19 protein-coding genes are annotated in these 24,603 nt (G+C 73.8%); 13 read left to right on the forward strand and 6 right to left on the reverse strand.

Annotated elements, in window-relative coordinates; genetic code table 11:
* The first annotated feature begins 155 nt into the window (after window positions 1–155).
* The 3 genes from BGK67_RS28680 to BGK67_RS28690 all read left to right on the forward strand — a co-directional run bounded on the left by BGK67_RS28680 (window position 156) and on the right by BGK67_RS28690 (window position 3,791).
* Window positions 156–1,049, forward strand: a complete 894-nt coding sequence (locus tag BGK67_RS28680; protein ID WP_069922790.1) for a LysR family transcriptional regulator — start codon at window positions 156–158, stop codon at window positions 1,047–1,049.
* A 90-nt stretch (window positions 1,050–1,139) separates the two neighbouring features.
* Window positions 1,140–2,417: an Ig domain-containing protein gene (locus BGK67_RS40790; RefSeq protein WP_069922791.1), complete on the forward strand. Its 1,278-nt coding sequence runs from the start codon at window positions 1,140–1,142 to the stop codon at window positions 2,415–2,417.
* A gap of 99 nt (window positions 2,418–2,516) precedes the next feature.
* Complete coding sequence (locus tag BGK67_RS28690) at window positions 2,517–3,791, forward strand: cytochrome P450 family protein (RefSeq protein WP_069922792.1); 1,275 nt, start codon at window positions 2,517–2,519, stop codon at window positions 3,789–3,791.
* A 164-nt stretch (window positions 3,792–3,955) separates the two neighbouring features.
* Here BGK67_RS28690 and BGK67_RS28695 read toward each other — a convergent pair whose 3' ends face one another.
* From BGK67_RS28695 to BGK67_RS28710, 4 genes are all read right to left on the reverse strand, one after another.
* Entirely contained in the window at window positions 3,956–5,533 is a 1,578-nt protein-coding gene (locus tag BGK67_RS28695) for a molybdopterin-dependent oxidoreductase (RefSeq protein WP_244291338.1), read from the reverse strand.
* Between the two features lie 66 nt (window positions 5,534–5,599).
* Window positions 5,600–5,893, reverse strand: a complete 294-nt coding sequence (locus BGK67_RS38385; protein ID WP_069922793.1) for a hypothetical protein — start codon at window positions 5,891–5,893, stop codon at window positions 5,600–5,602.
* Between the two features lie 219 nt (window positions 5,894–6,112).
* Entirely contained in the window at window positions 6,113–8,365 is a 2,253-nt protein-coding gene (locus BGK67_RS28705) for an alpha-N-acetylglucosaminidase (protein WP_244291339.1), read from the reverse strand.
* Between the two features lie 404 nt (window positions 8,366–8,769).
* The gene (locus BGK67_RS28710; RefSeq protein WP_244291340.1) at window positions 8,770–10,458 is read right to left on the reverse strand and encodes an alpha-galactosidase; all 1,689 of its coding nucleotides are present in this window, start codon (window positions 10,456–10,458) and stop codon (window positions 8,770–8,772) included.
* A gap of 179 nt (window positions 10,459–10,637) precedes the next feature.
* On the opposite strand from BGK67_RS28710, the gene BGK67_RS28715 reads away from it, so the two are divergent.
* The 10 genes from BGK67_RS28715 to BGK67_RS28760 all read left to right on the forward strand — a co-directional run bounded on the left by BGK67_RS28715 (window position 10,638) and on the right by BGK67_RS28760 (window position 22,408).
* Window positions 10,638–11,291 (forward strand): TetR/AcrR family transcriptional regulator, encoded by a 654-nt coding sequence (locus tag BGK67_RS28715; RefSeq protein ID WP_069922795.1) that lies wholly within the window; start codon window positions 10,638–10,640, stop codon window positions 11,289–11,291.
* A gap of 14 nt (window positions 11,292–11,305) precedes the next feature.
* On the forward strand, window positions 11,306–12,232 hold the full coding sequence (locus tag BGK67_RS28720) for a serine/threonine dehydratase (RefSeq protein WP_069922796.1): 927 nt from the start codon (window positions 11,306–11,308) through the stop codon (window positions 12,230–12,232).
* 193 nt (window positions 12,233–12,425) lie between these two features.
* Window positions 12,426–12,791: a hypothetical protein gene (locus BGK67_RS28725; RefSeq protein WP_069922797.1), complete on the forward strand. Its 366-nt coding sequence runs from the start codon at window positions 12,426–12,428 to the stop codon at window positions 12,789–12,791.
* 294 nt (window positions 12,792–13,085) lie between these two features.
* The gene (locus BGK67_RS28730) at window positions 13,086–14,420 is read left to right on the forward strand and encodes an ABC transporter substrate-binding protein (protein WP_244291341.1); all 1,335 of its coding nucleotides are present in this window, start codon (window positions 13,086–13,088) and stop codon (window positions 14,418–14,420) included.
* Window positions 14,421–14,425: 5 nt separating this feature from the next.
* Window positions 14,426–15,301, forward strand: coding sequence for a carbohydrate ABC transporter permease (locus BGK67_RS28735; RefSeq protein WP_069924176.1), 876 nt, complete (start codon window positions 14,426–14,428; stop codon window positions 15,299–15,301).
* Window positions 15,298–16,119, forward strand: coding sequence for a carbohydrate ABC transporter permease (locus BGK67_RS28740; RefSeq protein WP_069922798.1), 822 nt, complete (start codon window positions 15,298–15,300; stop codon window positions 16,117–16,119). The genes BGK67_RS28735 and BGK67_RS28740 overlap by 4 nt, the downstream gene beginning before the upstream one ends.
* A 69-nt stretch (window positions 16,120–16,188) precedes the next feature.
* Complete coding sequence (locus tag BGK67_RS28745) at window positions 16,189–19,212, forward strand: alpha-mannosidase (RefSeq protein WP_069922799.1); 3,024 nt, start codon at window positions 16,189–16,191, stop codon at window positions 19,210–19,212.
* A 184-nt stretch (window positions 19,213–19,396) separates the two neighbouring features.
* Window positions 19,397–19,747, forward strand: a complete 351-nt coding sequence (locus BGK67_RS28750; RefSeq protein ID WP_069922800.1) for a hypothetical protein — start codon at window positions 19,397–19,399, stop codon at window positions 19,745–19,747.
* 178 nt (window positions 19,748–19,925) lie between these two features.
* Window positions 19,926–21,941 carry an NADPH-dependent 2,4-dienoyl-CoA reductase gene (locus BGK67_RS28755; RefSeq protein ID WP_069922801.1) on the forward strand — a complete coding sequence of 672 codons (2,016 nt, stop codon included), beginning with the start codon at window positions 19,926–19,928 and terminating at the stop codon, window positions 21,939–21,941.
* 53 nt (window positions 21,942–21,994) lie between these two features.
* Window positions 21,995–22,408, forward strand: coding sequence for a PaaI family thioesterase (locus BGK67_RS28760; RefSeq protein WP_069922802.1), 414 nt, complete (start codon window positions 21,995–21,997; stop codon window positions 22,406–22,408).
* 8 nt (window positions 22,409–22,416) lie between these two features.
* Here the strand turns inward: BGK67_RS28760 and BGK67_RS28765 are convergent, their stop codons facing one another.
* Window positions 22,417–23,916, reverse strand: a complete 1,500-nt coding sequence (locus BGK67_RS28765) for a sensor histidine kinase (RefSeq protein WP_432215487.1) — start codon at window positions 23,914–23,916, stop codon at window positions 22,417–22,419.
* A complete protein-coding gene (locus tag BGK67_RS28770; RefSeq protein WP_069922803.1) occupies window positions 23,909–24,586 on the reverse strand; it encodes a response regulator transcription factor in 678 nt (225 codons plus the stop codon). The genes BGK67_RS28765 and BGK67_RS28770 overlap by 8 nt, the downstream gene beginning before the upstream one ends.
* Window positions 24,587–24,603 lie beyond the last annotated feature (17 nt).

Here is a 24,603-nt window from a genome sequence, read left to right on the forward strand (position 1 = left end):
CGGCTCCGCCGGGCGGGCCGCCGCACCGCCTCCGCGCGGACATGCCGTACCGGCATGCCTCACCGCCGACCGGGCATGAACGCCGCGCCGCGGCCCGGTGGTTGTTCACCCGACGGGCCCTTACAGGTGCGGCCTCACGCGGTTACCGTCCGGTCATGACGCCCACTCTCGCGCAGCTGCGCTACCTCGTCGCCGTCGCCGACTGCCGCTCCATCACCGGGGCCGCCGCCTCCGTCTTCGTCGCCCAGTCCGCCCTGTCCCGGGCCGTCCAGGCCATGGAACGCGATCTGGGCGTGGAACTCCTCGCCCGGCGGGGAAGGGGGGTGGACCTCACACCGGAGGGGGCCCGGGTCGTCCGGCTGGCCCGCACGGTGCTCAACGCGGTGGAGGCCATAGACGACATCGGGACCCCGCACGGCAAGAACACCCGGTCCGCCCTCAGCCTCGTCACCACCCCCACCCTGGCCCTCGACCTGGCCGCCGACCTGGTCGCGGCCTTCACCGAGCGGCATCCCGGCGTGGACGTCCGGCTCCAGCAGCACGACAGCCGGGAGGCCCTCGTCGGGGAGCTCAACCACGGGCGCTCCGAGCTGGCCCTGGTCGACCTGCCCATCGACAAGGAGCTCGCCACCCACTTCATCCAGGAGCGCGAGGTGGTGCTGATCTCGCCGCTCGGTTCCCGGCTGCCCCACCCGCTGCCGTTCCGCATGCTGGACGGGCTGCCGATGGTGCTGCCCACGCCGGGGACCGGCCGGCGCACCGAGATGGAGGCCATGTTCAGCTGCCTCGGCGTGCGGCCCGTACCCTCCCTGGAGGTCGACGAGCGGCTCGCCTGGGTGACGGGCGTGACCGACGGCCGCGGCTCCCTCATCTGGTACCGGGACGTGGTGCTGAGAGCCTTCGGCAGCCGGGCGGAGATCCGTTCCTTCACCCCGCCCCTGCTGCGTCCCGTGGGCATCGCGCACGCCCGGCGCCCGCTGAGCCGCGCGGCCCGCGCCTTCATCGCCCACGCCGGTCACAAGGCTCCCGTACGCGAGCCGGTGCGCTGACCGGGCCATGCCGTCCCGGCATTGAACGATGCTCGAACGGGAGGCGGTTCGGCCTGGTGCCACCGGCTGATGTCCCATCATCTTGTGGGCATGTCCCGAGTCCTCACACCCCACCGGGCCGCCGCCCTCGCGACCGCGGCCCTCGCCACGATCCTGCCCGCCGTCGCCTGGACGGCCGACGCCGGCGCCTCCCCCTTGGCTGCCTCCGCCCCCTCCGCCGCCTTCACCGCGACCGCCGAGAGGTCCGCCGACAGCCTCGCGCCGGAGAAGAAGTGCACCCTCCCCGGCGGCCTGGCGGAACAGAGCGGCCTCGCCGTGAGCCGCCGCCACCCGGGCGTCCTCTACGCCGTCAACGACAGCGGGAACACCAACCAGGTCTTCGCGATCGACTGCACCGCCGCCACCGGCCGGCTGGTGGCCACGCTCACCGTCGCGGGCGCCGGCAACACCGACTGGGAGGGCCTGGCGATCGGCAAGGACGCCGCGGGCCGCCCGGCGGTCCTCGTCGGCGACATCGGGGACAACTTCAGCGGCCGCGCGGAGATCGCCGTGCACTCCTTCGCCGAGCCCGAGCAGCTCGCCGACGCCACCGTCACACCGGTGACCTACCGGTTCGCCTACGCCGACGGCAGGCACGACGCCGAGTCCCTGCTCGCCGACCCCGCCACCGGCAGGCTCTACATCGCCAGCAAACTCATCGGGTCGGCGGGCCGGTTGTACCAGGCTCCGCTGCCGCCCCTAGCCGGCCAGGTCAACACCCTCACCGCGGTCCGGCCGGGCCCGGTGTTCGCCACCGACGGGGCGTTCTCGCCGACGGGAGCCTCGTACACCCTGCGCAGCGGCGGGCCGCTGGGCGCCAACACGGCCTCGGTGTACGACGCCTCGGGGACCAAGCTCGCGGACGTCGCCCTGCCCGCCCAGTCCCAGGGCGAGACGGTGACGTACGCCGACTGCGCGAACCTGCTCGTCGGATCGGAGAACGACCCCCAGATCTGGCGGATACCCCTGCCACCGGAGGCCGCTCCGGGATGCGGCGGCACCCCGACCCCGACCCCGACTCCGACCCCGACTCCGACTCCGACCCCAAGCCCGACTCCCACCCCCGGCGACCTGAAGCTCGCCAACCCCGGCCCGCAGACCTGCAAGTTCAACCAGTCCTGCACCATCCAGCTCACCGCCACGGGCGGAAAGCCCCCCGTCCGCTACGCCGCCGCCGGCCTGCCGTGGGGCCTGACCCTGGACAGCGGCACCGGACGCATCACCGGCAAGCCCTGGGCCTCCGGCACCCTCCAGGTCACCGCCACCGCGACCGACTCCACCGGCGCCGGCGCCGGGACGACCTTCGCGCTCACCCTCACCTGGTTCTGAGGCGCGGCGGGGCGGCCTCGTCCGCCGGGCGCCCTTGTCCAACCGGCCTGCCAGGCCGCACTGTTGACCGAGTCCCGTTGCCAGGTCAGGAGAAGCGGCTTGTCGTCCCCCCTCTCGTCCGCCCCGCACGCCTCGGACACCCCGCACGTGATCGACCCCGCCGGTGGCTGCCCGCACGCCCTCAACTCCAGACTGCGTGCCCAGGGCGCCGTCGCGGAGGTCGTCCTGCCCGGCGGGGTGCCGGGCGCGGTCGTCCTGGGGCACCAGGCGCTCAAGGAGTTCCTCGCCCACCCCGACGTGGCCAAGGACGGCCGGCACTTCCCGGCCCTGCACGACGGCACCATCCCCCCGGACTGGCCGCTGCGGGTCTTCGCCAATGCCCAGGGCATGCACACCGCCGACGAGGCCGACCACCGCCGGCTGCGCGCGCTGGTCGGCAAGGCCTTCACGGCCCGCCAGGTGGAACGGCTCCGGCCGCGCATCGAGGAGCTGACCGCCGGACTCCTCGACGACCTGGAACGCGCCGCGGCCGGGTCCCCCGACGGGACGGCCGACCTGCGCACGCACGTCGCCCTGCCCTTGCCCATGAGCGTCATCTGCGAGCTGCTCGGCGTGGATCCCGAGCATCGTGGCCGGCTGCACCACCTGTCCAACACGGTGATTGTCTCCACCGACACGGCGCCGGCGGAAGTGCTGGCCGCCGTACGCGAACTGGTCGAGCTGATCGGAGCCATCGCGGCCGCCCGCCGGGCCGACCCCGGGGAGGACCTGACCAGCGCCCTGATCGCCGCCCGCGAGGGCGACGGTGACCGGCTCAGCGAGGCCGAACTCACCGGCACCATGCGGCTGATGCTCATCGCGGGCCACGAGACCACCCTCAACCTCATCAGCAACGCGGTGCGCGCGCTGTGCACCCACCGCGATCAGCTCGCCCTCGTCCGCGAGGGGAAGGCCACCTGGTCGGACGTGGTGGACGAAACCCTGCGCTGGGACGGTCCGGTCAGCTGGTTCCCCTTCCGCTACCCCACCCGCGATCTGACCCTCGACGGAACCGTGATCCCGCGGGGCACCCCCGTCCTCGCCGGCTACACCGCGGCCGGCCGGGACGAGGCCTTCCACGGACCGGACGCCGACCGCTTCGACCTCACCCGCCCCACCGCCGCCCGCAGCCTGTCCTTCGGGCACGGCGGCCACTACTGCGTGGGCGCCCCGCTCGCCCGCCTGGAGGCCACCATCGCCCTGGAACGGCTCTTCGCCCGCTTTCCCGACCTGGACCTCGCGCTGCCCGAGGGTGAACTCCCGCGTCAGCGCAGCTTCATCGGCAACAGCGTGGAAGCACTTCCGGTCCGCCTCACCCGCGCCGCGCCGGCCTGACCCCGAGCAGGCCCAACCCGGTGCCGGCGGGGACGACCCGCTGCTCGTGCTGTGCTTGTCCTGCGTCGAGTGGCCAGAACGCTCCTGACGTGCGGGACGGGCAGGGCAGTCCGGGCGGCATGTGTCGGATGTCTCGATGGTCCGTCAATCTACCGGCGGCGCCGTCACGAGCCGGGCGCCACGCGTACCGTCACCGTGTGCCAGCCGGTCGCCCCGTCGGGCAGCGTGCCGACGCGTTCCCCGGTCTGCACGGCGCCGGTCCCGTCCGTGGCGCGCACCTGAAGGGTGTGCGATCCCGCGGCCGCCTGCCACGGCCACACCCACTGCCGCCAGGTGTCGATCCCGTCCGCCACCCCCAGCCGCGCTTCCCGCCAGGGGCCGCCGTCCACCCGTACCTCGACCCGCTCGATGCCCCGGTGCTGCGCCCACGCGACCCCCGCGACCGGCACCGGGCCCGGCCCGAGCCGCGCGAACGGCCGCGGGGTGTCGATGCGCGACTGCGTCTTGACGGGGGCCCGCGCCGCCCAGGCCCGGCGCACCCAGTAGGCGTCGTACGCGTCGAAGGTGGTCAGGCGCAGCTCGCGCAGCCACTTGCAGGCGGAGACGTACCCGTACAGGCCCGGTACGACCATCCGGACCGGGAACCCGTGCGCGAAGGGCAGCGGCTCGCCGTTCATCCCGACGGCCAGCAGCGCCGCACGGCCGTCCATGACGGTCTCGACGGGCGTGCCGATCGTCATGCCGTCCACCGAGCGCGCCACCAGCTGGTCGGCGGGGCCGCCCTCCGAGGGGGGCCGGACCCCCGCCTCGCGGAGCAGGTCGGCGAGGCGGACGCCCAGCCAGCGGGCGTTGCCCGCGTACGGGCCCCCGACCTCGTTGGACACACAGGTGAGGGTGATGTCGTGCTCGACCAGGGGGCGGGCGAGCAAATCCCGCAGGTCGAGGGTGAGCGGCCCGCCCACCCCCTCCCCGTGGATGCGCAGCCGCCAGCCGCCGGCGTCCACGCGCGGCACCACCAGGGCGGTGTCCACGCGGTAGAAGTCCCGGTTGGGGGTGAGGAAGGGGGAGATCCCGGGTACCCGGAGGTCGGCCCCGGCGGGAACCGGCGGCGCGGGCACGGCGGCCCGGGGCAGCCGGAAGCGGGCCCGGGAGGCCGTCGCACCGGCGGAGCCGTGGCCGCCGAGGCGCCGCCCGGCGAGCGCGGCGCCGGCCGAGACGGACAGGGTGGCGACGACCAGCCGGCCGAAGCCGCGGCGGTCCAACGCCCAGGCGCCGGCGGACGCCGACCCCGGGCGGGGCCGCCGGATCGCGGTCACCAGCAGCCACAGCACCCCGGCCGCCGTCACTGCGGCGGCGAGCGCCGGCAGGGCGTCCCGCCATCCCGCTTCGGGCCGGCCGAGCGCGGCCGCCGCCCCCAGCAGCCCGAAGACGCCCGCGACGGCCATCCCGGCGGGCAGGCGGCGCACGGCCAGCGCCCCGGCCGCGGCGGCGACCGCGGCCAGCACGGCGAGGATGCCGAGCGTCAGCACCAGCTTGTCAGCGGCGCCGAACTGCCGGATCGCCCACTCCCGGATGGCCGTGGGCGTAACGTCGACCGCGGCCGCGCCGACCGCGGTGACCGGGGCGGACTCGGGCCGGACGGCCGCCGCGGCCAGCTCGGCCACGGCCAGTCCCGCGGCGGCCGCCACCACCCCGCCGAGGGCGCCGAGCAGCCGCTGCCGACGCCCCGGATCCGCTGTCACAGGGCCAGTGTGACGCGCCCCGGCCCGCCGCGCGTCCTCGCGGCGCGCTCCTCGAAGCCGGTCCGGTCACGCACAGGGGCGGGCTTCGGCGGCGACGCGCTGGGCGGCGAGCCGGGCCATGGCCTCCAGGTGGTCCACGTCGCCCGCGTCCGCCCGGCGGGTGGCCAGTTCCCCGCGCTTGCGCAGCTCCACGACCCCGTCTACGAGCAGCTCCCGCACATCCGAGCGGTGCGCCGACTGCTGCGCCCGCTCCTCCCGCGCCCGCTCCTCCCGCGCCCGCTCCTCCCGCGCCCGCTCCTCCCGCGCCCGCTCCTCCCGCGCCCGCTCCTGCGCGGGCGGCTCGTGCTCGGTCTGGGACATGTTCGGCGCTCCTGGTCGCGTCCGGCCGCCACGGCATCGGAAGGGGCGGCCGCCGGATCGCTCCGGTGGCCGCCCCTGGTCGTGTCCGGGTCAGTGAACCGAGTGCCGCTCCCGCGCGGTGCTCCAAGAAGCGGGTTCTCCCTCGCACGAGGACCGAGATTCCCACGGGAGGGTGACGATCACCGGATGGGGTGATCGCCACCCGAGCGGTGGTGTAGGTCAGTTCGCCGCCGGGAGGAACGCGGCGATCCCGGCCGCGAGGGCGTGCGGGTCCCCGCCGGCCCGGGCCGGGTGGCGGGTGGTCCGCCGGGCCCACTCCTCCTCGAAGGCGTGCCAGTCGATGGCCCGCGGCGCGGTCCGCCCGACCAGGGCCTCCTCCAGCGAGTCGAAGTAGGCGTCCCACCGCGGGGCGTACAACTCCGATACCAGACCGCTCCATTCACGGTTGGCGTAGTCGTGCAGGAAGCCTCCCTCGCTCGTGCTGCGGTGCCCCCACACGCTCAGGATCGAGCGCGCGTCGTACTCGTACCGGTCCTGCTCGTCCGTGTCGGCGCCCTGCGAGCGCGCCTTCGCGAGCCAGCTGCCGAGCAGGAAGTTCGGGTCGGATCCGGTGAGGGCGTCCAGCCTGCGCTCCCCGTCCCGCCATTCGGCGGTCAGCGCCCGGAAGCGGGCCAGGTCCTTGGCCTCGTACGCCGCCTTGATCTTCGGCAGCAGCACCCGCGAGTGGTTGGCGAGCGCCTGCCGCGCGGTGTCCACCAGGTCGAAGCGGTAGGCGCTGGACCCGCGCAGCCGCGGATCCACCCGGAGCAGGTGGTCCAGCGCCCGCCGGACCGAACCGGCCGGATAGCGCATGGACTTGGGGCTCCAGTACGCCGCTCCCGCCGCGGTCAGGCTCGGCCGGGCGGTGAACAGGCTGTCCTGGGACTCCGACCACAGGCCCGACGAGGTGCTGTACGGCCCCTTGCGCAGCTCCTCCCAGGCCGCGGCGGCCTCGGCGTCGGGCCGGCCGTAGCGGCGGGCCGCGAAGTCGGCGAACCACTGCCGGTGGTCCACCGGCCCCGGCTCCCAGGCCAGGTCGGTGAAGAGGTCGAAGGCGGCCGGGTTCGTCCCGGTGGCCTCCGGCAGGTAGGCGATCCCGGCGAGCGCGCTGCCGGCCTTGGCCCGCCAGGGCCCGAACCGCTCGAGCCACACGGAGGTGTTCGCGCCGATCGTGGTGTGCCCGCCGAAGTTGTAGATGGTGCCCATCGCGTACGGGGTCCCGCCCCAACGGGCCTCCCGGTCCAGGCGGTTGTAGCGGTCCGAGAGCCCGTCCAGGATCAGCAGCTTCGAGGTGTCCACCCCGGCGAGGAGCTCCGGGGTCGGGTCGTCCTGCCAGCCCAGCACCGCCCACAGCGCGCCGGGATGGGCGGCGTGCAGGGCGTCCTGGATGGCTCCCGCGGCGGACTTCACGTCCACCGCGCCCGTCTGGCCGCCCTCGTGCAGCGGGCTCATCCGGTACATCGTGCTGTCCCCGAACACCGTCCGCTGCTCGGCGTAGTACGCGGCGGCCAGCTTCCCGAACGCCGCGGACGCCGGGTCCAGCCAGTCCGGGCGGTCGAAGCCCGCCCAGTCGCCCTGCGGCACGGTGGTGGACCCCGGGTTGCGGGCGGCGAACTCCGGCGGCACGGTGCCGAAGTAGCCCGGCAGCACCGGCGTCATGCCGAGCCCGCGCAGCTGCTCCGCGATCCGGCCGCCCAGTTCGGCGCGCTCCCGCATGAGCCGTTCGGAGACCGGTCCGCCGAAGCCGCTCAGGTTCTGCAGCAGCCACCAGCTCTGGTGCCCGGGCCCGGGCACCCAGTGCCGCAGCTCCTCGGCGGAGTAGCCGAAGCGCTGGAGCGCCCGGTAGTACGGGTATTCGGCGCCGACCTGTACGAACACCTCGTTGATGCCGTGCAGGGCGAGCAGGTCGATCTGCCGCTGGTGCTCCTCGAAGGTCCGGTACGGGCCGGAGTACCCGTCGTCGGTGTCGTTGAGGGCGTACCGGTGGGGCACGAGCGCCCTGCGGGTGGCCGGCTCCGGGACGCCCGGCAGTTCGGCGGGCAGCATGCCGATGCTGTCGCCGGGCCAGCCGATGTCGACCCCGGCGACGTGCTGGAGGTACCAGCCGACGCCGGTGAGCAGGGTGGCCCCGGTGCTGCCGCGCACGGTGATCGCGCCGGGCGTCCCGGAGACGGTGAAGGTGTCGGCGGCGGTCGCCGTGCCGGGCAGCAGGGTGAACTGCCCGGCGTGGCGCGGCAGCAGCCGCTCCAGGGCGGCCCGCGCGGGCGCGGTGTCGAAGCCGTCGGCCCGCGGCGCGGCGGCCGGCGCGGGCGTACGGGCCCGCGCTCCGGCCGGCGCGTCCGCCAGTACATCGGCCCTTACGGCGGCCCGTGCGGGCGACGCGGCACCCGGCGCGGCCGCCGCCCCGAGCAGGGCGAGGAGCACTGCCGGCACGGCGGCGAGCGCGACCGGCCGCGGAAGAGCCGCCCGCCGGGACCGCACCCCGGCCCGCGGCCCGCGGCACGTCCCGGTCCCGGCCGGCGGCCCGCCCAAGGCCCCGGGCCGGGGCCTGGACTCCGGGGACCCGGGCAGGGGTCCGGCCAAGGCCTCGGGCAGGGATCCGGCCGTGGTCCCGGGCGGGGGCCGGGACCCGGGCGGGGATGCGGCCGAGGCCCCGGGCAGGGGTCCGGGCGAGGCCATCGGCAGGGGCTGGGACTCGGGCAGGGATCCCGTCAAGGTCTCGGGCGGGGATCCGGCCGAGGCCCCGGGCAGGGGGCGGGGCTCGGGCCGGGGTTCGGGGGACTCGGGTGCCGGCACGGGCGGCGGCGTGGGCTTCGGGTGCGTCATTCTCGGCGCCGTCAGACCGGGAGGGCCCAGGCCTGGTCGACCCGGTGGTCGCCGCACGGGGCCAGCCGCAGCCGCTCGGCCGGGGCGTCCGGGGTGGCGGCCGCGGCGGGCGCCGTCAGGCACCTGCCGCTCGCCTCCTCGACGAGGGCCCCGTCGCGCCGGTGCGCCCAGCTCTGGCCGGGCTCCCGCTCCTCGGCCGGCGCGCAGTCCGCCAGCTCCACCAGGCCGTCCTCGCCGGCCGACAGGCACTCGCCGGCCATCCGCAGGCTCGCGTCCCGTCCCAGGGTCCACCGCTGGTCGGGAGCCCCGGTGCAGGTGCCGAGCACGACCGCGCCGACCCCGGTGGTGTTGGCCCCGTCCGCGCACTTGGCGCCGTCACCGACGATCTGCCCGGTCGGCACGGCCTCGCCGCAGCCGCGCGGGGTGAGCCGCCAGACCCCGGTGTCGTGGGCGCCGACCCGGCCGGTCAGCGTCTCGGAGACCTCCCGGCGCTCCCCGCTCCACAGGTCCAGCGCGTCCGCCGTGCAGGACGGCAGCCCGATCTCGTCGAGCGGCACGTTGATGTTGCGGGCGGCGCCGGAGCGGTTGAGCACGGCCACCGCCCGGTCGCCGTTCGCGAGCGGCCGGACCAGGATCTCGAAGGTGGCGTTGGAGGAGACCACCGCGCCCTGCCGGCCCATGGGGTCCTGGTCGAGGGCGATCATCCGGGTGTTCCCGAGGGCGGCGAGGCCCTCGGGGGTGAGCTCGGAGACGTCGGAGGACAGGATGAACGGAGCCGCCATCATCGCCCAGAGGGCGACCTGGCTGCGGCCCTCGGCCGCGCTGAGGCCGGGAGCGCCCGCGATCAGGAAATCGGGGTCGTTCCAGTTGCCGGGGCCCGCGTACCGGCCGAGCCAGCGGTTGTAGCCGTAGTTGCCCAGCACCGAGCTCCACCGGGAGGTCGCCGGGGCGGCGGGCTGGTAGACCTTGATGTCCCGGCCCTCGCGCCACAGCTGGCCGGTCTCGCCGACCCAGCCCAGGACCTTGTGCCAGTCGGAGCCGCCCCACTCGCCCTGCTGGAAGTAGGCGGGCGCGGAGGCCGACAGCACCATGTCCCGTCCGCTCGCGCGCAGGGCCGCGGCGACGGCGTTGTAGGCGTCGCGGTAGGCCTGCTCCTTCGTCTTGCCCTCCGGCACCCACAGGTTGCAGCCGTCCATCTTGACGTAGTCCACCTTCCAGGAGGCGAACTGCCGGGCGTCCTGCGCGTAGTGGTCCGGGCCGCCGCCCTGCGGCGCTCCGCTGCCCGGGTACTTCTCGCAGGTGAGCGAGCCGGCGTCCTGGTAGATGCCGAACTTCAGGCCCTTGGCGTGCAGGTATTCGCCGAGCCAGGCCATGCCGTGCGGGAACTTCTCCGTGTCCACGACCAGCGCGCCCCGTGCGTCGCGGCTCTTGGTCATCCAGCAGTCGTCGACGGTCACCGTGTCGTAGCCCTTGGCCGCGAGACCGGTGGACACGAGGGCGTCCGCGTTCGCCACCACCGTGGCCTCGTCGATGTCGCACATGTAGTGCGCCCAGTTGTTCCAGCCCATGGGAGGGGTGAGGGCGAGGGGGGTGTCCGAGGTCGCCGTGGGCTCGGCCCCCGCGGGGGCGGGGGAGAGCGCCAGGGCCAACAGGGCGGCCGCGGTCAGACAGGGGAGCGAGGCGCGCAGGCGAGGCGGCACGGAGTCTCCTTGACGTGGGGGGCAGTCGTGCGCCCAGTGCAGCGAGGCGACTACCCGCTGTCAACGAAAGTCGGCTGATATCCGCCATTGACCAGCAATATGGCCGCAATCGATGTCACACCAAAGGGGTGACGAGCGGCCCGCGTCCGCGTGATACGGCGTATGTTACGGTGTATCTCATGCCGAGGAGATCAACCGCCCTGGATCAGGCCACCCCCGAGGCCATCGCCGTCGCCGCCCTGCGCCTCCTCGACGAGGAGGGGCCGGCCGCCCTGAGCTTCCGGGCCCTGGCCGACCGGCTCGGCGTCTCCCACGCCACCGTCCAGCGCCGCTGCGCCGACCTCGCCGGACTGCTGGACCTGTGCACCGAGCACCTGGCCGCGCAGCTGCCGGACATCCCCGCCGGCACCGACTGGGCACAGGCCTGCGAACAGCGGTTCGGCGCGCTGTACCGGCTGCTCACCGCCCACCCCGGACTGCTCGTCCTGCGCGGCGGCCGCCCTTGGCTCGGGCGGCAGCTGCTCGCCCGCCTCGTCGAGCCCGCCCTCGCGGACAGCGTGGCCGCGGGCATGACCGCCGCCGAGGCGATGACCGTCTACCGCCGCATGTACCTGCTCACCCTGGGCAGCGCGGCCTTCGTGGACCACCGGGACCCGGCCGGGGCCACCGCCGCCTCCCGGGCGGCCCTCGCGGCACTCGACCCGGAGCGGTTCCCCGTGCTCAGCGCCGGACTGGCCGACGTCCTGCCGCCCCTGACGGACCACGAGGTGTACTACGGCGCCCTGCGCCAGCTGATCGAGGCCGCCCGGCCCGCGATCCGACCCACCGCCTGAGGGGGAGACCCGCCATGGAACAGCAGCTCGACTACGCCGCCGTCCGCGCCGCCGCCGACCGCATCGCCGGATCGGTACGGCCCGTCGCCGTGGCCCCCGCGGCCGACGGGGTCTGGTACGCGCTGGAACACCTCCAGCACACCGGCTCCTTCAAGGCCCGCGGAGCGCGCAACTTCCTCGCCGCCCACCACCGGGCCGGCACCCTCCCGGCCGCCGGGGTCACCATCGCCTCCGGCGGCAACGCGGGACTCGCCTGCGCCTGGGCCGCCCGCGGCCAGGACGTGCCCGCCACCGTGTTCCTGCCCGTCAACGCCCCGCGGGTGAAGGTGGAGCGGCTGCGCGGGTACGGGGCCGAGGTGCGGCTCGTCGGCGACCGGTACGCCGAAGCGCTGGCCGCCTGCGAGGAGTTCGCCGCCGACAGCGGGGCGCTGAGCAGCCACGCCTACGACCACCCGCTCATCGCCGCGGGCGCCGGCACCCTGCTCGACGAGATCCGGGCCGCCCTGCCCGGACTGGACGCGGTGGTCGTCGCGGTCGGCGGCGGCGGACTGTTCGCCGGCATCGCCACGGCCGCCCGGGAACACGGGGTACGGGTGGTCGCCGCCGAGCCGGAGAACTGCCGCGCCCTGAACGCGGCCCTGGCGGCGGGGCGCCCGGTGGACGTGGCCGTGGACTCCGTGGCCGCCGACTCCCTGGGGGCCACCCGCGTCTCGGCGGACGCGCTGGCCGCCGCCCAGGACGGGGCCGTCGCCTCGGTCCTCGTCCCGGACTCCGCGATCACGCAGGCCAGGCGGGCGCTCTGGGAGGAGCACCGGATCGTGGTCGAGACGGGCGCGGCCACCGCCCTCGCGGCCCAGCGCGGCGCCCTGGAGCCGCTCGGCGAGCGGGTCGCCGTCCTGCTGTGCGGCGCCAACACGGACCCCGGCGACCTGGCGCGGTGACGGGGGCCGCCTGACCGGCGTCCGCCGCCATCCGGTCACCCCCGGCCGCTGTTCGGTCCGACAGGTGGTCTGACCTCGAACGACGATCGTCGCGGCAGGCGACGACTTTCGAGGACAGTCCCGGGCCCGTGCCCCTTGCGAAGGTCGGAGTGTCCAGGCGACCGCCGCCGGACACGAGCGACACGGAGGAATCGTGGCACAGCGCAAGGGTTGTCTGATCGGCTGCGGGGTGGCTCTGGTGCTGGGCATCGGCCTCGCCGTGCTGGCGGTCTTCGGCGTGGGGAAGGTCCTCGACGTGGCCGACAAGTCGCTGATCGGCCCCGAGGCCTACGCGGCGGTGGAGGCCGGCGACGCGGAGAGCGAGGTGCGCGCCAAGCTCCCGTCGGGCGACTCGTTCCTCAAGAGCGCGCTGAAGGAGGGCGGCCCGGCCGAGCCCGACGGCAGCACCTGCGCCTGGTACATGTCCGGCGCCGACCCGGTGAACGGCAAGGAGACCGTGTTCCGCTTCTGCTTCAAGGACGGCAAGCTCGCGGAGAAGGCCGAGTACCCGATGAGGTAAACCGCATTAGTACCCGCTCTCGCGGACCGGCGACAAAGCGTCAGATCGAGCGGCGGAGACCGCTTCCCCGTCGAATCGGAACCACCCCCCACTGCCTTTGCACTAAAGCGCATCAGTCCAGCTGGAGGCGGGTGTCCAAGCGGCCCCGCACGTCCTGCGGATCCGGGTCTCGGCATTCCGGACCAGGCCCCCGTCGGCCACGGGGACCCCTGCCTCATTGACGAGGTCCTGGTTCCCGACGACCGTGGGCACCGCCTCCGGCAACGAGGCCGGACTTCTGCGAAGGCGGCGACGATGACCCGTTCGAACCCGACCCGTGTGGCCGTCGCCGTGCTGGTGGCCGGCGCCCTCCTGTCGACCGGCGCGTGCGGAATGAGCGGCGGTTCGGGGGACGTGGAGGAGGCCGGGAGGACGGGCAGAGTGGCGGGCGAGATCACCTTCCGCACCCTGCAGTTGAAGCCCGTCTTCACCGCCTACGTCCAGGGCGTCATCGACGGGTTCGAGGCCGAGTACCCCGAAGTGAAGGTCAAGTGGGAGGACGTACCGGGCGACGGCTACAACGAGAAGCTCGTCGCCGACGCCCAGGCCGGAGCCCTGCCGGACGTGGTCAACCTGTCCACCGACTCCTTCCAGCTCCTCGCCGACCGGGGGATGCTGGCAGACGTGGCCGAACTCGACGGAGCGCTGGCCGCGCAGTACGTGCCGGGCGCCTGGGAGCAGTTCAAGCTCCCGGGCAGGGGCGACGGCGTGTACGCCTACCCCTGGTACGTGACCCCGGAGATCCTCACGTACAACAAGGAGCTCTTCGAGAAGGCCGGCCTTGACCCGGCCAAGCCGCCCACCAGCGTGGAGCAGTTCTTCGACTACGCCGAGCGGATCGCCGCCACCTCCGGCGGCCGCACCGCCGCCTTCATGGCCGACCCCAAGGGCCGGCTGCCCGGGGACTGGCAGAAGATGGGCGTCCCGATCCTCGACGCGAAGGGGGAGCGGTTCACCTTCGACACCGACCGGGCCGTCGTGTGGGTGGAGCGGATGAAGGACCTGTACGCCAAGGGGGCGATGCCCAAGGAGTCCCTCCTCAAGTCCGACGACATCAACCAGCTCTACGGCGGCGGGAAGCTCGTCTTCGGCCCCGGCTCCCCGGGGTTCGTCAAGGACATCAAGCAGAACGCCCCGCAGGTCTACGCGAAGACGCAGGTCGCGGGAGCCGTCACCGGCACCCTCGGCCACATCGGCATCTACGCCCAGTCCCTCGGCATCAGGAAGGACACCAAGCACCTCGACGCGGCCGCCGAGTTCGCCAAGTGGGTCACCAACGGCCCCAACCAGGTGGCGTTCTCCAAGAAGGCGACCATCTACCCGTCGAACGCCCAGGGCCTCGCCGACCCGTACTTCGCGGACAAGGGCGACGGCACGGACGCCGAGACCCTCGCCCGTGCGGTCGGCGCCGAGCAGCTGAAGACAGCCGAGCTCGACGCCAACACCCCCGTCCAGTGGACCAGCCAGGTCGGCGACGCCGTCGTACGGGAGATGCAGAAGGCCATCAAGGGCGAGCAGGACCCCCGGACGGCGGTCAGGAAGGCCCAGGAGGAGGCCAACGAGCTGCTCGCCGCCGCGGCCCGCAAGTGACCGCCGTGCGCCACCGCGCCTGGTGGACCCCGTACCTCTTCCTCGCCCCCGGCCTGCTGATGGTGACGCTGTTCAGCCTCTGGCCGTTCGTCAACACCGTCATCCTCTCCCTCACCGACTCCCAGATCCTGCGCGGCGGGACCTTCATCGGCTTCGCCAACTACACCCGCGCCTTCGCCGACCCCGACTTCTGGACCGCGGCCGTCAACAGCGTCCTCTACCTCGCCGTCGTCGTGCCCTGCCTGGTCCTCCTGCCGCTGGCCCTCGCCGTCCTCGTCCAGACGAAGGTCCCCGGCATCGGCTTCTTCCGCTCCGCCTTCTACACCCCGGTGATCGCCTCCGCCGTGGTCGTCGGGCTCATCTGGCAGTGGGTGCTGCGCAGCGACGGGCTCGTCAACACCGTCTTCCGCGAGCTGAGCATCGTCTCCGAACCGGTCCCGTTCCTGACCGACAGCACCATGCTGCTGGTCTCCGCGATGATCGTCACCGTGTGGAAGGGCCTCGGCTACTACATGGTCTTCTACCTCGCGGCCCTCGGGAACGTCCCCGCCTCCCTGCACGAGGCGGCCGCCCTCGACGGCGCCGGCGCCGTCCGCCGCTTCTTCAGCATCACCATCCCCCAGGTCAAGCCGATGATGCTGCTGGTCGGCACCCTCTCCGCCATCTCCGCGCTGCGCGTCTTCACCGAGATCTACATCCTCGGCGGCGAGAGCGGCGGCCCCGGCGGCGGAGCCCGCACCCTGCCCTTCCTCATCCGGCAGGTCGGACTCGGCTTCGCCGGCGAGACCGGCTACGCCTCCGCCCTCTCGATCCTGCTCTTCCTGCTGACGCTCGTCTTCAGCCTGCTCGGCCGCCGCCTGTCGAAGGGAGACGAGAGTTGAGGCGCCACTGGACCGGACGCGCCGGCCGGTACGCCACGCTGGTCCTGATGCTCGGGCTCATGCTGGGCCCGATCGTGTGGCAGTTCCTGACCTCGATCCGCGGCCGCACGGAGAACGTGTACGACGGCGTACTGCCCTCGCAGCCCACCCTCGACAACTACGTACGGGTCGCCGAGTCGTTCCCGCTGCTCCAGTACGTCGGCAACACCCTCGTCGTGGCCGCCCTCGCCGTCACCTCGAACGTGCTCTTCGGGGCGATGGGCGGATACGCCCTGTCCCGGCCCGGCTGGAAGGGCCGCAGGGCCGTCTTCACCGTGCTCGTGGCGACCCTGATGTTCCCCTTCGAGTCCGTGATGATTTCGATGTTCCTCACGGTCCGCGAGCTGGGCCTGGTCGACACACTCATCGGCGTCTGGCTGCCCGGCGCCGTTTCCGTGCTCAACATCATGATCATGCGGGCGGCCTTCCTGGCCGTGCCCAAGGAGGTGGAGGAGGCGGCGGTCCTGGACGGTGCGGGCGAATGGACCCGCTTCACCCGGGTGTTCCTCCCCGGCGCCAAGGGGGCCCTGGCCGTCGTCTGCATCACCAGCTTCATGGGCGCCTGGGACGACTTCCTGTGGCCTCTGCTGGTCCTCACCGACAGCGAGCACTACACGCTCCAGCTCGGCCTGAAGACCCTGGCCGGCGCCACCACCGTCAACGACCAGCGGCTCATCGCCGCCGGCGCCATGGCCGCGCTCCTCCCGATGATGCTCCTGTTCTTCGCCCTCCAGCGCTTCTTCTTCAGGGGCGTCGGAGAGGGAGCCGTCAAGACCTGACCCGCCGCCCCACCACCCGCCCCCCGCCCCACCCGTGTCCCGACCCCCCTCCCTCCTGGAGCAGCCGTCATGCACGACGACCGCAGCATCACCGAACAGCGCCTCCGCAGGGTCCTCAAGGAACGCATCAAACCCGCCGTGCACTCCGGCTCCGTCCCGCTGACCCTCGCGCGCTGGGAGGCCTCGGACGAGCCGGTCCCCGTCGCCGAGGGCCTGGCGGCGCAGTACGAGCCCTGCGCGGTCGGGGCGGCATGGGGCCCGGCCTGGGGCACCACCTGGTTCAAGGTCACCGGCAGGGTCCCGGGCGACTGGGCCGGCCGTACGGTCGAGGCCGTCCTCGACCTGGGCTTCGACCGGATGATGCCCGGCTTCCAGTGCGAGGGACTGGTCCACCGGGCCGACGGCAGCGAGGTCAAGGCGCTGAACCCGTACAACGACTGGGTGCGCGTCGCCGACCGGGCCGAGGGCGGCGAGCGCGTCGAGTGGTACGTGGAGGCCGCCTCCAACCCGGTCCTCGTCGAGCACACGGCCACGTACGAGGGCGACCGGCTGACCAGCGGCGACCGGCCGCTCTACCGGCTCGCCCGGATGGACCTCGCCGTCTTCGAGACCGAGGTGTGGGAACTGGTCCAGGACTTGGAGGTCCTGCACGACCTGATGACCCAGCTCGACACCGAGGACGCCCGGCGGTACGCCGTCCTGCGCGCCGTCGACGCGGCACTGGACGCCGTGGACCTCGGCGACGTGCCGGGCAGCGCCGCCGCCGCCCGCGCCTGCCTGGCCGGCGTGCTCGCCGCCCCCGCCCACGCCTCCGCGCACCGGATCAGCGCGGTGGGCCACTCCCACATCGACTCCGCGTGGCTGTGGCCGCTGCGCGAGACGGTGCGCAAGGTCGCCCGCACCTCCTCCAACATGGTCAACCTGATGGACGAGCACCCCGAGTTCGTGTTCGCCATGTCGCAGGCCCAGCAGTTCGACTGGATCAAGACGCACCGCCCCGAGCTCTTCGAGAGGATCAAGAAGAAGATCGCGGACGGGCAGTTCGTGCCGGTCGGCGGGATGTGGGTGGAGTCCGACACCAACATGGTCGGCGGCGAGGCCATGGCCCGGCAGTTCCTCTACGGCAAGAAGTTCTTCCTCGACGAGTTCGGCATCGAGACCCGCAACGTCTGGCTGCCCGACTCCTTCGGCTACACCGCCGCGATGCCGCAGCTCGTCAAACTCTCCGGCTCCACCTGGTTCCTGACCCAGAAGATCTGCTGGTCCCAGGTCAACAAGTTCCCCCACCACACCTTCTGGTGGGAGGGCATCGACGGCACCCGCGTCTTCACCCACTTCCCGCCCGTCGACACCTACAACTCCGACCTCGGCGGCGCCCAGCTGGCGCACGCCGCACGCAACTACCGGGAGAAGGGCCGCGGTTCGCGGTCCCTGGTGCCCTTCGGATGGGGTGACGGCGGTGGCGGCCCCACGCGCGAACACCTGGCCCGCGCCAGGCGCCAGCAGAACCTCGAAGGCTCCCCCCGGGTCGAGGTCGAGCGGCCGGACGCCTTCTTCGAGAAGGCCCACGCCGAGTACCCGGACGCGCCCGTCTGGGCCGGCGAGCTCTACCTGGAGCTGCACCGCGGCACCTACACCTCCCAGGCCAAGACCAAGCAGGGCAACCGGCACAGCGAATCGCTGCTGCGCGAGGCCGAGCTGTGGGCGGCGACCGCCGCGGTCCGCGCGGCGGGGTACGCCTACCCGTACGAGGACCTCGAGCGGATTTGGAAGACGGTGCTGCTGCACCAGTTCCACGACATCCTGCCCGGCTCCTCCATCGCCTGGGTGCACCGCGAGGCGCGCGAGACCTACCGGACGGTGCGCGCGGAGCTCGAGGGGATCACCCTGGCCGCGCAGAAGGCCCTGGCCGGGGAGGGAGGGCAGGACCTGGTCTTCAACTGCGCCCCGCACGCCCGGCGCGGCATCCCGGCCGGCGGCGCGGGCGTCCCCGCCGGGCCGGGACAGCCGGTCACGGTGGAGGGGCGGCACGGCGGCGGCCACGTCCTGGCCAACGGCCGGCTGCTGGTGGAGATCGACGGCCGCGGGCTGGTCGTCTCCGCCTACGACCTGGAGGCGGACCGCGAGGCGGTCGCGCCGGGCGGCGCGGCGAACCTGCTCCAGATCCACCCCGACTTCCCGAACATGTGGGACGCCTGGGACATCGACGCCTTCTACCGCAACAAGGTCACCGATCTGGTCGACCTGGACGCCATGGAGGTCGCCGAGAACGGCCCGTCGGCCGTCACCGTCCGGATCACCCGCTCCTTCGGCTCCTCGACGGCCGTCCAGTCCCTCACCCTGAGGTCCGGGGCCAAGACCCTCGACATCGTCACCGACGTGGACTGGCGGGAGACGGAGAAGTTCCTGAAGGCCGCCTTCCCATTGGGCGTGAAGGCCGAACGGACCGCCTCCGAGACCCAGTTCGGCCATGTCTACCGGGCCACCCACACCAACACCTCGTGGGAGGCGGCCAAGTTCGAGATCTGCGCCCACCGCTGGATCCACGCGCAGGAGCCGGGCTGGGGGGTCGCCCTGCTCAACGAGTCCACCTACGGGCACGACGTGACCCGCGACGTGCGGGCCGACGGCGGCCAGACCACCACCGTGCGCCTCTCGCTCCTGCGCGCGCCGCGCTATCCCGACCCGGAGACCGACCAGGGCGCCCACACCCTGCGGTTCTCGCTGGCGCCCGGCGCGGAGATCGGCGACGCCGTCCGCGAGGGGCACGCGCTCAACCTGCCGGAGCGGGTGGTGAGCGGTGCGGGCCCGGTCGCCCCGCTGCTGGCCGTGGACAACGACGCCGTGGTCGTCGAGGCGGTCAAGCTGGCCGAGGACCGCGGCGGCGACGTGGTCGTCCGCCTCTACGAGTCCCGGGGCGGCCGTGCCAAAGCCGTGCTCGCGGCGGGCTTCCCGGTGGCGGAGGCGGTCGAGAGCGACCTCCTCGAACGCCCCCTGCCGGGGTCGGCGGTCGGCGCTCCCGCGCCCGACGGCGCGGTCCCCCTCACCCTGCGCCCGTTCCAGATCCTGACGCTCCGCCTGCGCCGGGCCTGAGGCGCGTGCGCCGCGTCTGAGGCGCGTGGAGCCGGGCCCCGCGCCGGGTCGTCCGCCCCGGCCCCCCGCCGGGGCCCGGCTCCACCCCGTTCATCCGGTCGGCCGAGCAACGCAAGCCTCCGGCGCTCCGCGGGGCAAAGCTGTGGGCAGGAACCGCCGCCACCGCACAGACGAGGACCGCGCCATGTCCCACAGCCGACGGATCAGCACCATCGTGGGGGTCGCGGCGCTGCTGCTGACCGCCACCGCCTGCTCCGGCCTGGGCCGGAGCACCGTAGGCATGCTCAGTTTCCGCGGCCACGACTCGCCGGTCGAGCTGAGCTACTCGAACACCCTCGTCCGGGGCTGCCACAAGATCGGCATCCCGAAGGGTGCCACCCACGTGGAGAACAACACCCGCGTCGACGTCGTCCTGTACCGGACGGAGGACTGCGGCAAGGCCGACCGGGGCGACGGCACCTACGTGGCCACGACGCTCTCCAACGTGACGGCGCCCGCCAGCCTGTCCTGGCGCAGCTTCCGGGTCATCCACTGAGCCGCCCCGGCCCCGGGGCCCGCGGCGGCGTGAACTCCGCCACAGCCTCCGGCCCACAGGCCCTCCGGTCCCGGGAATCCCGGGGCCGGTGAGGGTCCCCTTGGTTTTGCACCTAGTTGCAAAACCGGCCTCCCCTCGCTAGAACAGGGTCATCACCCCCGCGCGAGGAGGCGCCCCCATGTCCCGGTACCCGCACCTGCTGAGCCCCCTGGACCTCGGTTTCACCACCCTGCCCAACCGCGTGATCATGGGATCGATGCACACCGGCCTCGAGGAGCACGCGGGCGGCTTCGAGCGCCTCGCCGCCTTCTACGCCGAGCGCGCCCGCGGCGGCGCCGGCCTGATCGTCACCGGCGGCATCGCCCCGAACGACGCCGGCCGCCCCTTCGAGGGCGGCTCCCGCCTCACCACCGAGGACGAGGCCGCCGAGCACCGGGTGATCACCGAGGCGGTGCACGCCGAAGGCGGGAAGATCGCCATGCAGATCCTCCACTTCGGCCGCTACGCCTACCACAAGGACCTGGTCGCCCCCAGCGCCCTCCAGGCCCCCATCAGCCCCTTCGTCCCCAACGAGCTCAGCGACATCGAGGTCGAGCGCACCGTCGAGGACTTCGTCCGGGCCGCCCGCCTCGCCAAGCTCGCGGGCTACGACGGCGTCGAGATCATGGGCTCCGAGGGCTACCTGATCAACGAGTTCATCGCCGCCGCCACCAACAAGCGCACCGACCGCTGGGGCGGCGCCTACGAGAACCGCGTCCGCTTCCCGCTGGAGATCGTCCGCCGCACCCGCGAGGCCGTCGGCGAGGACTTCATCCTCATCTACCGCCTCTCCATGCTCGACCTGATCCCCGGCGGCTCCACCCTCGACGAGGTCGTCCACCTCGCCAAGGAGGTCGAGGCGGCCGGCGCCACCCTCATCAACACCGGCATCGGCTGGCACGAGGCCCGCATCCCCACCATCGCCACCTCCGTACCGCGCGGCGCCTACACCTGGGTCACCAAGCGGCTGATGGGCGCGGTGTCCGTCCCCCTCGTCACCAGCAACCGCATCAACACCCCCGAGATCGCCGAGGAACTCCTCGCCGACGGCCGCGCCGACCTGGTCTCCCTGGCCCGCCCCTTCCTCGCCGACGCCGACTTCGTCGCCAAGGCCGCGGCCGGCCGCTCCGAGACCATCAACACCTGCATCGGCTGCAACCAGGCCTGCCTCGACCACACCTTCAGCGGCAAGATCACCAGCTGCCTGGTCAACCCGCGTGCCTGCCACGAGACCGAGCTGGTCCTCTCGCCCACCAAGCTGAAGAAGCGCGTCGCCATCGTCGGCGCCGGCCCGGCCGGGCTCGCCTGCGCGGTCTCCGCCGCCGGCCGCGGCCACGCGGTCACCCTCTTCGAGGCCTCCGGCCACATCGGCGGCCAGCTCGACATCGCCCGCCGCATCCCCGGCAAGGAGGAGTTCGAGGAGACCATCCGCTACTACGGCACCCAGCTCGTGGACAGCGGCGTGGACGTCCGCCTGAACACCCGCGCCGACGTGGAGACCCTCCAGGGCTACGACGAGGTCGTCGTCGCCACCGGGGTCACCCCCCGCACCCCCGCGATCGACGGCGTGGACCACCCCAGCGTCGTCACCTACCTCGACGTGCTGCGCGACGGCGCCCCCGTCGGCGAGCGCGTCGCCGTCGTCGGCGCCGGCGGCATCGGCTTCGACGTCGCCGAGTACCTCACCGACAGCGGCGAGGGCGCGTCCCAGGACCCGGCCGTCTACTTCCGCCACTGGGGCGTGGACACCGCGTACACCGGTCCCGGCGGGCTCACCGCCGCCGAGCGCCCCGCGCCGCCGCGCCAGGTCCACCTGCTCCAGCGCAAGACGACCAAGGTCGGCGCCGGGCTCGGCACCACCACCGGCTGGATCCACCGGGCGGAGCTCAAGCACCGCGGGGTGGTCTCCGTCGCGGGGGCCTCGTACGAGCGCATCGACGATGACGGCCTGCACATCACCGTCGACGGCGAGCAGCGGCTCGTACCGGCCGACACCGTCGTCCTGTGCACCGGGCAGGAGCCGCGCCGCGACCTGTACGAGGCGCTGCGCGCGGCCGGTGTCGAGGCGCACCTGATCGGCGGCGCCGACGTGGCCGCCGAGCTCGACGCCAAGCGGGCCATCCGCCAGGGAACGGAACTCGCCGCGACCCTCTGACCGAAAACCGACAGGGGATTGTGGCGGTCCGGCCGGACCGCCACAATCGCCCGGTGACGTTCTCCCCCGCAGACGCAGACAAGATCCTCGCCGACAACTTCGCCCCCTGGGTGCTCGCCCTGGGCCTGAGCGTCCAGGAGACCGGCGAGCGGCACGCCGTCCTGCGGCTGCCCTGGTCCGACGACCTGGCCCGGGACGGCGGCGGGCTCTCGGGCCAGGCCCTGATGGCCGCCGCCGACACCGCGACCGTCATCGCGATCTCCAGCGCACGCGGCGCGTACGGCCCGATGACCACCGTCCAGCAGTCGACGAGCTTCCAGCGCCCGGTGACCGGCGCCGACGTCCTGATCCACGTACGGGTGACCAAACTCGGCCGGCGGATGGCCTTCGCCGACATCACCATGACCCCCGAGGGCGCGGCGGAGCCCGCCGCCACCGCCTCCACGGTCTACGCCCTGCTGGGCTGACCCCCCGGCTACCTTCCCCGAACTCCGTCCGCGGGGACCTCCGGGGAGGGCTCCCCGCCTTCCGCCACCGGCAGCCGCACCACCAGCCGGGCTCCCCGCGGGGAGTCCTCGGCGGTGAGGGTGCCGCCGTGGTGGGCGGCCAGGTCACGGGCGATGGCGAGGCCGAGGCCGGCCCCGCCGTGGTCGCGGCTGCGGGCGTCGTCGAGGCGGGTGAAGCGCTCGAAGACCCGTTCCCGGTCGCCGGGCGGGATGCCCGGGCCGTCGTCGGTCACCTCCAGCACGGCGGTCCGCCCGCCGGGGCCGCCGCAGACGCCGAGGGTTAGGTCCACCCGCCGGACGGCGAACCGCTGGGCGTTGTCGAGCAGGTTGGTGACCACCCGGGCCAGCCACAGCTCGCTGCCCCGCACCGCGATGCCGCCCGCCAGCTCCGCGCGCACCGGGACCCGGTCGCCGTGGCGGGCTTCCACGGCGTCCCGGACCACGGCGCCCAGGTCCAGCCGGCCCGGCGCCATCGGCTGGGCGGCGTCGATCCGGGCGAGCAGCAGCAGGTCGGAGCAGAGCTGCTGGAGCCGTTCGATGTCCTGGAGCGCGCCGCCGATCAGTTCCGGCCACAACTCCGGGTCCCGGACGGCCAGGGCCACCTCCAGCTGGGTGCGCAGCACCGTGATGGGGCTGCGCAGTTCGTGGGAGGCGTCGGCGATGAACCGGCGCTGGCGGATTCCGGCGGACTCCAGCCGGTCCAGGGTGGTGTTCATCGTCTGCGCCAGGCGGGCGACCTCGTCGTGGGTGGGCGGTACGGGGACCCGCCGGTGCAGGTCCCGGTCGCTGATCCCGGCGACCTCGGCGCGGATCGCCTCGACCGGCCCGAGCGCCCGGCCGGTGACCCGCCAGGTGACGAGGGCGACGGTGGCGAGGAGCAGCGGGCCGCCGACCGCGAGCGCGGCGGCGGTCGTGTCGTCGGCGGCGTCCACGTCGCGCAGCGAGGTCCCCACGAACACCGTGACCATGCCCTGCGGGGTCTGTGTGGTGACCTGGACGACCCGCTGGCGGTGCTCGCCGCCGAGCGGGCCGGCCTTCCAGGTCTGGGACTCCCTCCCGGGCCGCGGGGGGACGGGGGCGAGCGGGAACTCGCCGGCCAGGTTCGGATAGGCGCGCAGCACCCGGCCGCGGGCGTTGACCACCTGGAAGAACTCGACACCGTGCAGGTTCGGCCGCATCCTGTCGAGGTCCCCGGAGGCCGCGAGCCGGGCGATCGTCTCGGCCTGCCGCGCGGCGTCGCGCTCGGCGTTGCGCGTCAGGTTGGCCTCCAGCAGCCCCAGGAGGGCGAAGGAGGCCAGGGTCAGGGCAGCGGCGACGACCAGGACGGCTCCGGCGGTGGCGCGGGCCCGGACGGTGGTGGGCAGCAGGCGGCGCAGCGGAGAGCGCCGGAGCAGGCGCCCCAGGATCCCCGGCCCTCGCGGGGCGCGCGGGCGGCGGGAGCGGCGGCGGGGGAGCGCGGGCTCAGCCACCGTCGGCCGCCAGCCGGTAGCCCGCGCCGCGTACGGTCTCCAGCGCGGCGCGGCCGAACGGTGCGTCGATCTTGCGGCGCACGGCGCTGATGTGCACCTCGACCACGTTGGGGTCGCCGGCGAAGGCGATGTCCCAGACCTGTTCCAGGATCTCCCGTTTGGGCACGACCTCGCCGGGGCGCCGGGCCAGGCACTCCAGTACCGCGAACTCCCGGGCCGTCAGCCGTATCTCGGTGTCGCCGCGGGAGCAGCTGTGCCGGGCCGGATCCAGCACCAGGTCGCCGAAGCGCATGACCTGCGGGCCGCGGCGGCCCGTGCGCCGGGCCAGCGCGCGCAGCCGGGCGACCAGGACCAGGTAGGAGAAGGGCTTGGACAGGAAGTCGTCGGCGCCGGTGTCCAGGGCCTCCGCCTCGTCGTACTCGCCGTCCTTCGCGGTCAGCATCAGGATCCCCGACTCGTTCCCGGCGGCGCGCAGCCGGGCGCAGACCCGGTAGCCGTTCAGGCCGGGCAGCATGATGTCCAGCACGATCAGGTCGTATCCGTGCTCGGTGGCCATCCACAGCCCCTGCAGCCCGTCGTGGGCCACGTCCACCGTGAACCCCTCCGACTGGAGCCCCCGTTGCAGGGCCACGGCCAGCCGCCGTTCGTCCTCCACCACCAGTACGCGCATGCCGACCAGGGTCTCAG

This window comes from Streptomyces subrutilus (assembly GCF_001746425.1).
Lineage (GTDB): Bacteria > Actinomycetota > Actinomycetes > Streptomycetales > Streptomycetaceae > Streptomyces > Streptomyces subrutilus_A.

Excerpts from the sequence above, each read along its gene's own strand:
- BGK67_RS38385 (WP_069922793.1), bottom strand. The coding sequence starts at position 5,893 with ATGTCCCAGACCGAGCACGAGCCGCCCGCGCAGGAGCGGGCGCGGGAG.
- BGK67_RS28755 (WP_069922801.1), top strand. The coding sequence starts at position 19,926 with ATGTCCCGGTACCCGCACCTGCTGAGCCCCCTGGACCTCGGTTTCACC.
- BGK67_RS40790 (WP_069922791.1), top strand. The coding sequence starts at position 1,140 with ATGTCCCGAGTCCTCACACCCCACCGGGCCGCCGCCCTCGCGACCGCG.
- BGK67_RS28770 (WP_069922803.1), bottom strand. The coding sequence starts at position 24,586 with ATGCGCGTACTGGTGGTGGAGGACGAACGGCGGCTGGCCGTGGCCCTG.
- BGK67_RS28730 (WP_244291341.1), top strand. The coding sequence starts at position 13,086 with ATGACCCGTTCGAACCCGACCCGTGTGGCCGTCGCCGTGCTGGTGGCC.
- BGK67_RS28750 (WP_069922800.1), top strand. The coding sequence starts at position 19,397 with ATGTCCCACAGCCGACGGATCAGCACCATCGTGGGGGTCGCGGCGCTG.
- BGK67_RS28745 (WP_069922799.1), top strand. The coding sequence starts at position 16,189 with ATGCACGACGACCGCAGCATCACCGAACAGCGCCTCCGCAGGGTCCTC.
- BGK67_RS28720 (WP_069922796.1), top strand. The coding sequence starts at position 11,306 with ATGGAACAGCAGCTCGACTACGCCGCCGTCCGCGCCGCCGCCGACCGC.
- BGK67_RS28680 (WP_069922790.1), top strand. The coding sequence starts at position 156 with ATGACGCCCACTCTCGCGCAGCTGCGCTACCTCGTCGCCGTCGCCGAC.
- BGK67_RS28715 (WP_069922795.1), top strand. The coding sequence starts at position 10,638 with ATGCCGAGGAGATCAACCGCCCTGGATCAGGCCACCCCCGAGGCCATC.